This is a genomic window from Pseudonocardia sp. EV170527-09 (genome assembly GCF_008369905.1).
GTDB lineage: Bacteria > Actinomycetota > Actinomycetes > Mycobacteriales > Pseudonocardiaceae > Pseudonocardia.
In genome coordinates, this window is record NZ_VRMC01000125.1 from 1 (window position 1) to 10,665 (window position 10,665).

General features: G+C 67.6%; 12 protein-coding genes, 3 pseudogenes, 1 riboswitch and 1 other annotated feature. Of the genes and pseudogenes, 9 read left to right on the forward strand and 6 right to left on the reverse strand.

The window, feature by feature from the left end:
* Nucleotides 1–43 precede the first annotated feature (43 nt).
* Nucleotides 44–832 (reverse strand): IS3 family transposase, encoded by a 789-nt coding sequence (locus tag FVA95_RS25805; protein WP_368667365.1) that lies wholly within the window; start codon nt 830–832, stop codon nt 44–46.
* A gap of 88 nt (nt 833–920) precedes the next feature.
* On the opposite strand from FVA95_RS25805, the gene FVA95_RS33560 reads away from it, so the two are divergent.
* From FVA95_RS33560 to FVA95_RS34335, 6 genes and pseudogenes are all read left to right on the forward strand, one after another.
* Nucleotides 921–1,046, forward strand: coding sequence for a hypothetical protein (locus FVA95_RS33560; protein WP_255474692.1), 126 nt, complete (start codon nt 921–923; stop codon nt 1,044–1,046).
* Between the two features lie 46 nt (nt 1,047–1,092).
* Nucleotides 1,093–2,322, forward strand: coding sequence for an IS21 family transposase (istA, locus tag FVA95_RS25815; RefSeq protein WP_149666447.1), 1,230 nt, complete (start codon nt 1,093–1,095; stop codon nt 2,320–2,322).
* Nucleotides 2,322–3,125 (forward strand): IS21-like element helper ATPase IstB, encoded by an 804-nt coding sequence (gene istB / locus FVA95_RS25820; RefSeq protein ID WP_149666448.1) that lies wholly within the window; start codon nt 2,322–2,324, stop codon nt 3,123–3,125. Before istA ends, istB begins: the two co-directional genes overlap by 1 nt.
* Before the next feature lie 77 nt (nt 3,126–3,202).
* On the forward strand, nt 3,203–3,397 hold the full coding sequence (locus FVA95_RS25825) for a hypothetical protein (RefSeq protein ID WP_149666449.1): 195 nt from the start codon (nt 3,203–3,205) through the stop codon (nt 3,395–3,397).
* Nucleotides 3,355–3,502: a sequence feature (AL1L pseudoknot), on the forward strand. (Overlaps the previous gene by 43 nt.)
* Nucleotides 3,468–4,019: pseudogene (locus FVA95_RS34330) on the forward strand (DDE-type integrase/transposase/recombinase); the annotation flags it as partial. Its footprint overlaps the feature before it by 35 nt.
* Before the next feature lie 33 nt (nt 4,020–4,052).
* Nucleotides 4,053–4,211, forward strand: a pseudogene (locus tag FVA95_RS34335) (cytochrome b N-terminal domain-containing protein); the annotation flags it as partial.
* 205 nt (nt 4,212–4,416) lie between these two features.
* Here the strand turns inward: FVA95_RS34335 and FVA95_RS25835 are convergent.
* The 4 genes and pseudogenes from FVA95_RS25835 to FVA95_RS33575 all read right to left on the reverse strand — a co-directional run.
* Nucleotides 4,417–4,824 (reverse strand): annotated as a pseudogene (locus FVA95_RS25835) (transposase family protein); the annotation flags it as partial.
* Between the two features lie 211 nt (nt 4,825–5,035).
* Nucleotides 5,036–5,509, reverse strand: a complete 474-nt coding sequence (locus tag FVA95_RS25840; protein WP_149666451.1) for a hypothetical protein — start codon at nt 5,507–5,509, stop codon at nt 5,036–5,038.
* Nucleotides 5,510–5,516: 7 nt separating this feature from the next.
* Nucleotides 5,517–7,181: a cytochrome bc complex cytochrome b subunit gene (locus FVA95_RS25845; RefSeq protein ID WP_149666452.1), complete on the reverse strand. Its 1,665-nt coding sequence runs from the start codon at nt 7,179–7,181 to the stop codon at nt 5,517–5,519.
* 451 nt (nt 7,182–7,632) lie between these two features.
* Nucleotides 7,633–7,734, reverse strand: a riboswitch (guanidine-I (ykkC/yxkD leader).
* 373 nt (nt 7,735–8,107) lie between these two features.
* Nucleotides 8,108–8,236 carry a hypothetical protein gene (locus FVA95_RS33575; RefSeq protein WP_255474693.1) on the reverse strand — a complete coding sequence of 43 codons (129 nt, stop codon included), beginning with the start codon at nt 8,234–8,236 and terminating at the stop codon, nt 8,108–8,110.
* A gap of 257 nt (nt 8,237–8,493) precedes the next feature.
* On the opposite strand from FVA95_RS33575, the gene FVA95_RS25855 reads away from it, so the two are divergent.
* The 3 genes from FVA95_RS25855 to FVA95_RS25865 are packed head-to-tail and all read left to right on the forward strand — an operon-like array spanning nt 8,494 to nt 10,251.
* Complete coding sequence (locus tag FVA95_RS25855) at nt 8,494–8,859, forward strand: hypothetical protein (RefSeq protein ID WP_162557701.1); 366 nt, start codon at nt 8,494–8,496, stop codon at nt 8,857–8,859.
* Entirely contained in the window at nt 8,856–9,413 is a 558-nt protein-coding gene (locus FVA95_RS25860; protein WP_149666454.1) for a DUF6879 family protein, read from the forward strand. Before FVA95_RS25855 ends, FVA95_RS25860 begins: the two co-directional genes overlap by 4 nt.
* A gap of 7 nt (nt 9,414–9,420) precedes the next feature.
* Nucleotides 9,421–10,251 carry a Scr1 family TA system antitoxin-like transcriptional regulator gene (locus FVA95_RS25865; RefSeq protein ID WP_149666455.1) on the forward strand — a complete coding sequence of 277 codons (831 nt, stop codon included), beginning with the start codon at nt 9,421–9,423 and terminating at the stop codon, nt 10,249–10,251.
* 36 nt (nt 10,252–10,287) lie between these two features.
* Here FVA95_RS25865 and FVA95_RS25870 read toward each other — a convergent pair.
* Nucleotides 10,288–10,665 (reverse strand): integrase core domain-containing protein (locus FVA95_RS25870; RefSeq protein ID WP_149666456.1); only part of this gene is annotated, 378 nt, incomplete at its 5' end.

The window sequence follows — 10,665 nt, forward strand, 5'->3', positions numbered from 1 at the left end:
TCACGCCCCAGTCTTTCGTCGCCACTGCCGAACACCTCCACGATCAGAGGTGTTGCGACGACCAGTTGAATTCGCCCCCCGGGTCGTGGTCGGAGTGGAGTGCCGCTCCGGCCGGTGGTGTTCGCGAGTCGATGGCCATCCCGAGCGCGTTCGTCACCAGCGCCGCCGTCGGCGAGGCGTCGATCGACCAGCCGACGACCCGACGGGAGTACACGTCGAGCACCACCGCGCAGTACACCTTGCCCTCGCGGGTCGGGTGTTCGGTGATATCGGTGACCCACAGCTGGTTCGGCCCGTGGCGGGCGAAGTCCCGATCCACCAGGTCCTTGGCGATCAGGTCCGGACGCGGACGCTTCCACCGCGGCCGCCCGGTGACCCCTCGGATGTCGTTGCGGGCCATAAGCATCTCGACCGCGTTGTGCCCGACCGCGATGCCGCGCCCGAGGGTGAGCTCGGCGTGCACCCGCCGCGCCCCGTAGGTGCCGTTCGACGCGACGTGCACCTCACGGATCTGGTCGAGCAGCCACGCGTGACGAACCGACCGCGCTGACGGTGCACGGGTCAGAGCCTCGTAGTAGCCGGACTCGGCCACCCCGAGCACCCGGGTGGCCATCTGCACCGACAGCCCCTCGCCGGCCATCACCGCGACCGCTTCGTAGATCCTTTTGGGGGCACCACCTTCCCCAGTAGCTCCGAGGCCCGGCGGTGGATCGCCAGCTCGGTTTCCAACTCGGAGATCCGTCGGTTCGCCGCGGTCAACTCGGCCTTCTCGGTGCTGGTCAGGCCCGGCTGCAGACCCTTGTCGATCCGGTCCTGGCGACCAGAATTCCAGCTACCCGACTCCACCGAACCCGGGGCCAACCACTCTGAACCCACGGGAGAGTGGTTCAGTGTCAGCACCAAGGAAGCACTCTGAGGAGATGCGTGAGCGGGCCAAGCGGATGGTGATCGAGGCCCGCCGGCAGGAGCCACAGTTGTCGATCAACGCGGCGTGCAAGTGGATCGGCCCGCAGCTGGGCATCGTGCTGACGACGGCTGAAAACTGACCCCCTGGCGTCGGGTGAGTCTGGACCCCCGGGCTGACTGTGAGGGGTGCTGAGGGTGGAGGACTGGGCGGAGATCCGTCGGCTTCATCGGGCGGAGAAGATGCCGATCAAGGCGATCGCGCGCCGGCTGGGGGTCGGGCGCAACACGGTGCGCCGGGCCCTGGCCGCGGACGAGCCGCCGAAGTATCAGCGCCCCGCCCGCGGGTCGGTGGTCGATGCGGTGGAACCCCAGATTCGGGAGCTGCTCGCCAACTGGCCGCAGATGCCGGCGACGGTGATCGCGGAGCGGATCGGCTGGGACCGGTCGTTGACGGTGCTCAAGGACCGGGTCCGAGAGCTGCGCCCGTTGTTCGTCCCGCCGGACCCGGCCTCGCGCTCCGAGTATCTCCCGGGCGAGCTGGTCCAGTGCGATCTGTGGTTCCCGCCGGTCGACATCCCACTCGGCGCCGGACAGGTCGGCCGCCCGCCGGTGCTGGTGATGGTGTCGGGTTACTCGCGGATCATGACCGCCCGCATGCTGCCCTCGCGCCAGGGCCCGGACCTGCTGGCCGGGCACTGGGCTCTGCTCTCGGGGTGGGGCGCGGCGCCGAGGGCGTTGGTCTGGGACAACGAGTCCGCGGTCGGGTCCTGGCGCGGCGGGCGCCCGCAGCTCACGGAGGCGATGACAGCGTTCCGCGGCGCGCTGGGCCTGCGGGTGATTCAGTGCCGTCCGGCTGATCCGGAGGCGAAAGGCCTCGTCGAGCGGGCCAATAAGTATCTGGAGACCTCGTTCCTGCCGGGGCGGACCTTCACCGGCCCGGGCGATTTCAACGCCCAGCTCGCCGACTGGATCACCCGCGCCAACCGCCGAGTCCATCGTCGTCTGGGCTGCCGCCCGGTCGAGCGGTGGGCCGCGGACCTGGCCGAGATGCTCACGTTGCCGCCGGTCGCGCCGGTGTCGGGTTGGACGAACTCGTTGCGCCTGCCCAGGGATCACTACGTCCGCATCGATGCCAACGACTACTCGGTGCACCCTCGCGCGGTCGGGCGGCGGGTCACCGTCACCGGCGGTCTCGAGGACGTCCAGGTCTCCTGCGACGGCGTCGTGGTCGCCCGCCATGACCGGTGCTGGGCCCGGCACCAGACGATCACCGACCCCCAACACGCCGCCGCCGCGGCGATCCTGCGACGAGCCCGCCAACAGCAACCGAGCGCTCCGGTCGACGCGCAGGTCCAATACCGCAGCCTCGATGACTACGACCGCATCTTCGGGCTCGACGGGCAGGTCAGCGCCTGATGGCCACCAAGTCCGCCACCGCCGGCTCCGGGCGCAACGTCGCCGCGGAGATTGTGTTCTTGCCCCGGGCACTGAAGGCCCCGTCGCTGGCCGGCGCGGTCGATCGCCTCGCCGAACGCGCCCGGGCCGAGGGCTGGACACACGAGGAGTTCCTGGCCGCCTGCCTGCAACGCGAGGTCGCCGCCCGCGAGGCCCACGGCGGCGAGGGACGCATCCGCGCCGCACGGTTCCCCGCGCGGAAATCGTTGGAGGACTTCGACTACGACCACCAGCGCTCCCTCAAGCGGGAGGTGATCTCCCATCTCGGGACGCTGGACTTCATCACCGCCAAGGACAACGTCGTGTTCCTCGGCCCGCCCGGGACCGGGAAGACCCACCTCTCAGTCGGGCTCGGGATCCGGGCTTGTCAGGCCGGGCACCGCACCCTGTTCGCTACCGCCGCGCAGTGGGTCGCCCGCCTGGCCGAGGCCCACCACGCCGGCCGACTCCAAGACGAGCTCATCAAACTCGGCCGGGTCCCACTGCTGATCATCGACGAGGTCGGGTACATCCCCTTCGAAGCCGAAGCGGCGAACCTGTTCTTCCAACTCGTCTCATCCCGATACGAACGCGCCAGCCTGGTCGTCACCAGCAACAAGCCCTTCGGCCGCTGGGGCGAAGTCTTCGGCGACGACGTCGTCGCCGCCGCGATGATCGACCGCCTCGTCCACCACGCCGAAGTGATCTCCCTCAAGGGCGACAGCTACCGGCTCAAGGACCGCGACCTCGGTCGCGTCCCAGCCAGCCTCAAGACCGACGACTGACCGATCAACAACCACCGCCAGGGGGTCCGTTTTCACCCGACGCCGGGGGGTTCAGATTCAGCCGCCGTTGACACATCGTGGCGGACACGCTGCGTGGCTGGTGCAAGCAAGCTGACATCGACGCCGGTTGGGCGGCGGGGACCACGACCGCCGAGGCGGCTCGGATCGCCGCGCTCGAGCGGGAGAACCGCGAGCTGTGGCGGGCCAACGAGATCCTCAAGACCGCCTCGGCGTTTTTCGCCTCGGCGGAGCTCGACCGCCGACTGCGCTGATCGTGGACTACGCTGATCGTGGACTACATCGACGGTCACCGGGACCAGTTCGGGGTCGAGCCGATCTGTCGTGTCCTGCGCGCGCAGGATCTGTCGATCGCCCCGAGCAGCTACTACGCCGCCAAGACCCGACGGCCCTCGGCCCGCCAGGTGCGAGACGAGCGGGTGCTGGCCGAGATCCGGCGGGTGCACGCTCATCCTGAGCTGGGCCGGGGCCTGTACGGGGTCCGGGGTCCGCAAGGTCTATCACCAGCTGCGCCGCGAGGGCGGCGTCGACGGCCACCCAGTGGCCCGGTGCACGGTGGAACGACTCATGCACACCGGCGGGCTCGCAGGTGTCCGTCGCGGGCACCGCCACGTGGTCACGACCCGGGCCGATCAGGCCTCGGCGCGGCCCCCCGACCTGGTCAACCGGGCCTTCAGCGCCGAGCGTCCGAACGCCGTGTGGTGCGTGGATTTCACCTACGTACCCACCTGGGCCGGGACCGCGTTCACCGCGTTCGTCTCCGACCTGTACTCGCGGCGCATCGTCGGCTGGCGCACCGCCACCTCGATGCCCACCGAGCTGCCCCTCGACGCGTTGGAGATGGCGTTGTGGACCCGTGAGACCGCCGGCCAGACCGACCAAGGCGCGCAGCGATGCCGAGACAGTGCGGAAATCATCCCACGGCTCTACATCATCCACGTCCTAGTGCTTCCCGGGATCTTGCTTGCGCTGATCGCAGTCCACCTCGGTCTCGTGTGGTACCAGAAACACACCCAGTTCCCCGGAGTGAGCAGAACCGAGAACAACGTGGTCGGTGTCCGGATCCTTGCCGCAGTTCGCGGCGCCAGCGACGACGAAAAAGAACGCGCCACCCTTGGAATCCGCCGCCGGTGAGCGGTTCGGCGACCGGCTGCTGCATGGGGAGGATCCGCAGGTCGACGTGCGGCAGCGCACTGCGCACCCTCCGGCTCGACGCCGGTCTGACGCAGCCGCAGGCGGCGAGCGCAGAGATCGACCGCGACGTCGCCTCGGTCAGCGTGCGGACCGAGCTGTCGGCGATGACCTGCACGTTCACACTGTGGCGCTTGTGCTTACCGGAAGAGAATGCCCGGTCATAGCCCGACGCCATCCCGACCCGGTCGATGCGCAACAGGGTCCCGTCGAGGACCACGAACGCCTTCCCGGCGGCGACCTCGATCGCCTGGGCCAGGGTCGGGGTCATCGCCGCAAGCAGCTCGATCCCCTCGCGCAGGTAGCGGTAGACCGTCGAGGTCCCGACCCGGAAACCACAGGCCAGGTCGGCGTAGGTCTCACCCTTGCGCAGGTGAGCGACCACGAGCAGAGCCTGGCGGCCCGCCGACAGCTTCCGCCACCGGCTCCGACGCTGGTTGCGATGCGTACGCAGCGCATCAGCGAGCACGTGCAGGACACGGCTGGACACGGCTGGACACGGTCATCCCCGACAGGTAGGACAGCACCTTGAAGCTCCTGGTTAGACGGTTTCGATCTCAGCAATCGCCCGTCTACCAGGAGCTTCACCCATGCGAGGCCACGCCACGCCGTACTGGTCCTGACCAGCACGAACGCCAGGTTGGCAAAGGCTCACTCCACGTTTTCCGTTCAGATCCATCGTAAGGTTGGCCATGTTCCTCTTATCGCTCGCCCGCGTCGGTCGATATCGGTCGGGCGTCGCGGTTGACGCGTACGGCATAGTGCATCCCGTTGTGGAACTCGGCCGGTAACTCGTCCAGTGGCAGCGTTACGCCGACTGTCACTGATGCCGCATGCTGGGTTCCGAACAGTGCGAGAGCCCAGGACCGGCCTTCTTCCTGGGGGAGTGTCAGCGGCGTTCCTCGCTGTTTCTGTGAGCGGGTTACGACTAAGTGCCATTCGGACATCGCGGCATCGATGCGCCGAGCTGTCGTAGCGAGTGACAGGAGGTCTCCCCGGCGGTTCATCCGGGCGTAGGCAAGATCGGTGCCCAGCCCATCAGGACCCAGATCGAAAGCGTCGCGCAGGTGAAACACCACGTGCGGGAAGTCTCGCAGAATCGTTTCGACACGGTTCAGTTCTGTGACGCGGCACCGGTAGTCCCACCACGCCCACACCAGATCAAGCGTGCGCATCGCGAGGTCAACTCCCTTCGGAGGGACGGCTGGCCATCTCGTCGGCATCATGAGAGTCGGAGCGGCGATCCGCGGTAGCTCCGGCGCACCGTTTCGACGCGGCGCGCTCCTGCTCACGTAGCTGCTCACGGGCCCGGTCCAGTGCCACGGTCTCGGCGGCCGGGTCTGGGGTGTACAAGGTTCCAGGTACGGCGCGGCCGGCAGCGCCCAGCTCGTTCATCCGCTTCGGAACGGGGGCGCCTTGGTACTCCAGCTTGACGGGATGGCCGTGTTCATCGACACCGTCGAGCGGCTGGTGCACCTCGGTATACGCCCCGTGCGGGAGCCGTTTGATGACGCCGGTCTCCAGACCGTGCTCCAGTACGGCGCGGTCGGACTTCTGTAGCCCCAGGCACCACCGGTAGGCGACCCAGTAGACGATCGGTGGCACGATCAGCAGACCGAGACGCCCGGCCCAGGTCGTCGCGTTGAGCGAGATGTGGAAGAACAGCGAGATCCAGTCGTTAAACCCGCAGATCACCAGCCACAGGTAGAATGCGATCCCCATCGACCCCAGGGCCGTGCGGACCGGGACGTCCCGCGGTCGCTGGAGCAGGTTGTGGTGTGCATCGTCGCCGGTGAAGCGCCGCTCGATCTTCGGGTACGCCGACGCGAGCACGAACAACACCGGCAGGAACGCTGCAGTGGGCAGGAACGCCGACGGGATCGTGTAGGTGTCGAACAGATAGAACTCCCACGGCGGGAAGATCCGACCCATGCCCTCGGAGAACAGCATGTAGAAGTCCGGCTGGGACCCGGCGGAGATGTGCGAGGGATCGTAGGGCCCGAAGAACCAGATGCGGTTGATCTCGAACAGCCCGGACACGATGGCGAGGACGCCAGCGACGACGAAAAAGAACGCGCCACCCTTGGCCGCGAACTGCGGTAGGATCCGGACACCGACCACGTTGTTCTCGGTTCTGCTCACTCCGGGGAACTGGGTGTGCTTCTGGTACCACACGAGACCGAGGTGGACTGCGATCAGCGCAAGCAAGATCCCGGGAAGCACCAGGACGTGGATGATGTAGAGCCGCGGGATGATTTCGGTGCCCATGAAGTCTCCGCCGAACAGAGCCCAGTGCACCCAGGTCCCCACAACCGGGACCGACAGGGTGATGCCGGAGGCGATCCGCAAGCCGACCCCGGAGAGTAGCTCGTCGGGCAGAGAGTAGCCACTGAAACCCGCGAAAGTGGCAATCAGGATCAGATTGATCCCGATCGCCCAGTTGGCTTCGCGGGGCTTACGGAACGCTCCGGTGAAGAACACCCGGAACATGTGGCAGATCATCGACGCCACGAACAGCAGCGCGGACCAGTGGTGCAGCTGGCGCATGAACAGCCCACCGCGAACCTCGAAGGTCAGCTCGAGCGCCGACTCGTAGGCCCGGGACATGTGCACGCCACGCAGCGGGTCGTACGGGCCGTTGTAGACAACCTCTTCCATCGAAGGGTCGAAGAACAGCGCCAGGTAGACACCCGAGAGGACGACGATGATGAAACTGTAGAGCGCGACCTCGCCCAACATGAACGACCAGTGGGTCGGGAAGACCTTGTTGAGCTGCTGACGCAACCCCGCGGCTAGGTGATAGCGCTGGTCGACTTGATCCAAAGCCTCAACAGCCCGTTCCTTCATCTGCGGCTCCTAGACGAGGCTGCGCAGGTTAATCTCATATCACCGGGTTTCCCTCTCAGCGGTTCTCCGGACGAGCGGACCGGTCATGCCATGTCATGCCCCGTGTCGATGGGATGTCGTTCATGTCTGATGCCGATGGCAGCTGGGTGCTGTTCCTGCCTGCCTGAGTCACTACTGACCGACCGCCCCGGCGAAGCTAAGGGGGCAGTCCGCGGCGGCGGCGCGTCCGGCCGATAACCGGAACGTTCAGCGGGCTGGACCGGGCCCCTCAAGTCTGCTCAGGTGAGCGGCGGTCTCAGTGTCCATAGAGTAGGTCTGCCACATCCATCGGCGCTTCCCGCGCCGGAGCGCGGCGTCCGGGGCGGGCGGTCATCGGGTGACAGCGGAGGGCTTCAGACACGGGCGAGTCCTCTCATCGGACACCAGCAGAGCAACTGATGCCAAACCAGTCGTCTCCCGGGCTTTTGTCCCGCCGTGGGGCGACTCGACAAGCCGCCTGCGTCTCTCGGACCAGACTCCCGCAAAAGGGGACGGAACCCTAGACGCGCCCCACCATCGTGGTGGATCACCGCAGACTGTAACCGGCCGGTCGGAGCCTGTCGCGCTGGACCACCCGGGTGTAACTGCAGCAGCTTGTCGAACACGATCCGGTCCGCGACCCGGCGGCAGTGACGACCCCACGGAATGGGTGTGTCAACGGCGGCGGGGCAGGTTCCAGCGAACGTCGCAACGATGGTTAGGTGGCAGAGGCTAACAACGCCGCGAACACGTCGGCGGGCGGCTGGTCCCCGAGGACCAGCCGGGGTCGGCGGTTGATCTCGTCCTCGACAGCGAGCAGGTGCTGGGCACTGTGCCCGTCGAGGGTGGTGCGCTTCGGGGGAGTACTGGCGCAGAAGCCCGTTGATGTTCTCGTTCGAGCCGCGCTGTCAGGGCGCGTGGGCATCGCAGAAGTAGACCGGGACCCCGAGCTCGGCGGTGATGTCGGCGTGGCGGGCCATCTCGGTGCCCTGGTCCCACGTGATCGAGCGCGGCAACGCGGGCAGCAGATCAGCCATCCGTGCGGCGAGGGCACGATGCAGAGTTCGGGCATCGCGGGCGGCAGATGCAGTAGCCGGACCAGGCGGGTGCGGCGCTCCACCAATGTTCCGATCGCGGAGCGCTGGTCGCTGCCGGTGATCAAGTCTCCCTCCCAATGCCCGACTTCGGAGCGATCGTCGGGGCTGAAGGGGCGCTGGTGGATCGTCAGCATCGGCTCGCTGAACCGGGGCCTGCGCCGCTCGACCCACTGCTGGGCACGGCGAAGGTCACGACCTTGATCACGACAGCCGACGACTGCCCCAACAAGTGGGACTGCCCGTCGGTCCATGACCTCGACGTCGCCCCGGAGAGGAGGTACGTCGTGTCCAAGCTGGCCACCGCCGCCGAGCACGCGGTGTTCCGCGACCTCCTCGAGGCCGGCGACATCGTCGGCTGGCTACCGGCCGGATTCCTCGACGAGCGCAACGCACTGTTCGACCGGGCCCGGCACGTGACCGGTGAGGTGCTCGACCCCGCCCGTCGCTACGTCATCACCTCCGCCGTGCGGGACCCGCGAGTTCTGGCGCACTTCGGCGACCTGGTCTCCCGCAACGAACAGCTCGGGACCGTCCCGGTACGGGATCTGGCGGTGATCGCATGACCGAATACCTGGACAGCCTCGGTCACTTCATCCTGTCCCGCTACGCGGCGCCGGGCGACACCCTGACCAGGATGGAACGACTGCCGGCCTACGCGGTGAGCTCGGATGGCGGTGACTTCGAAGCGTGGAAGACCGGCGCCTCCGCGCCCGTCTCGGCGGCGCGCGCAGAGACCGTCGAGGATCTGCGCCAGGAGCGCGAGAACGGCCAGGTCCGGCGACGTATCCGGATCCTCTCCGCGGCGCTGACCGACTACGAGCGGTACTCGATCGAGTTCGGATACCTGCAGAACGTCGAGGCCGGGGAAGAGGTGCGCGTCCTGCGCCACGGCGGGCACCTCATCCCCCAGCTGCTCGACTTCGACTACTGGCTGATCAACGACCGGGACCTCGCCCGCATGCACTACGACGTCGACGGCCAGTTCCTGGGCGCGGAGTCCGCGCCACGGCTCGTGCGCGAGGCGCGGCGGGAGATCTCGGCGTGCTGGGACGTCGCCGAGCCGGTGACGACGTGGTGGCACCGCCATCCGGAGCTGCACCGGCAGCTGACACGATAGGAGCCCGATGCCCGCCTCCCGCGACGACGTCACCCGGCCGAGCTGGGCCAGCGCACTGCGCACCCTTTGGCTCGGTGTGCGCCTGACGCAGCCGGAGGCAGCAAGCGCAGCGAACCCCTTCCTGTCGCCGTCGGACAAGCCCATCACGCAGCAGGACGTCTCCCGGATCGAGCAGGGCGGACAGTTCCCGGACGACGCCGTGGTGACGGCCCTGTGCCGCGCCTACGGTGCCCCGGCTCAGGCCGCGGAGATCGAGGCCGCGGTGCGGGAAGCGCGGGAGCGCCGCAGCGATCGCCGTCTGGTCGTGCAGCGTGGGAACACGCTGCACGCCCAGCAGCGGTGGCGTCGCATCGAGGGTGAAGCGCAGAGCGTCGACGCGGTCCAGACCGGCATGGTCCTGGGACTCCTCCAGACCCCCGCCTACGCGGCGCTCGCGATGCAGGTGGACCAGGACCACCCGGCCGTCGCAGACCGTCGCAAGAGATTCGAGGCGATGCTGACCGACACCAACCGTCGGTACCGCCTCGTCCAGACCGAGGGCTCGCTGCGGGTGCAGCTCGGCTCACCAGAGTTGATGGCCGAACAGCTCGACGCGCTTCGGACCGTCTGCGGGGTGCCGCACGTCGACCTGCGGATCCTCCCGATGCAGCAGCCGGTCGCCGAACCGCTCACCGGAGGCGGATTCCACATCTACGACGACGTCGTCGTGCTGGGCCTGGAGGTCGCATCGGCGGACATGAACGATCCCGCCGATGTCGACTACTTCCGACGGTTGTTCGAGCAGTACCACCAGGCGTCAGTCGGGGGCCGCGCGGCCACCGACCTCATCGGGGAGTGAGCTTGGCCCCCTGCGCCGGACACTGACGGTGTGGGGTCAGTGATCTTGGTGTGGTGGGGTGTGGGCTGTTTCGTAGTCGGCTGGGCTGAGCATCCCGATGCTGGAGTGGCGCCTGATCGGGTTGTACCAGCACTCTATCCACTCGAATATCGCATTGGCAAGATCGGCGCGGCTTTTCCAGGATCTGGAGTCGAGTAGTTCCAGCTGCATCGTCCCCCAGAAGGACTCGACCATCGAGTTGTCGTAACAATCGCCGACCGAGCCCATGGAACCGACTAGTCCCGCCTCGATCAGTCGGCGCCCGAACGCCCAGGACGTGAATTGCGAGCCGTGGTCAGAATGTAGGATCGCCGAGTACGGTTCGGGACTGCGACGGGTGATGGCCATGCCGAGCGCGTCGGTGACGAGTTCGGT

What these genes read in the sequence shown, in the direction of transcription:
- istB (WP_149666448.1), top strand. Translation starts at nt 2,322, where the DNA reads ATGGCCACCAAGTCCGCCACCGCCGGCTCCGGGCGCAACGTCGCCGCG.
- FVA95_RS25860 (WP_149666454.1), top strand. Translation starts at nt 8,856, where the DNA reads ATGACCGAATACCTGGACAGCCTCGGTCACTTCATCCTGTCCCGCTAC.
- FVA95_RS25840 (WP_149666451.1), bottom strand. Translation starts at nt 5,509, where the DNA reads ATGCGCACGCTTGATCTGGTGTGGGCGTGGTGGGACTACCGGTGCCGC.
- FVA95_RS25865 (WP_149666455.1), top strand. Translation starts at nt 9,421, where the DNA reads ATGCCCGCCTCCCGCGACGACGTCACCCGGCCGAGCTGGGCCAGCGCA.
- FVA95_RS33575 (WP_255474693.1), bottom strand. Translation starts at nt 8,236, where the DNA reads ATGGCTGATCTGCTGCCCGCGTTGCCGCGCTCGATCACGTGGGACCAG.
- FVA95_RS33560 (WP_255474692.1), top strand. Translation starts at nt 921, where the DNA reads ATGCGTGAGCGGGCCAAGCGGATGGTGATCGAGGCCCGCCGGCAGGAG.
- FVA95_RS25845 (WP_149666452.1), bottom strand. Translation starts at nt 7,181, where the DNA reads ATGAAGGAACGGGCTGTTGAGGCTTTGGATCAAGTCGACCAGCGCTAT.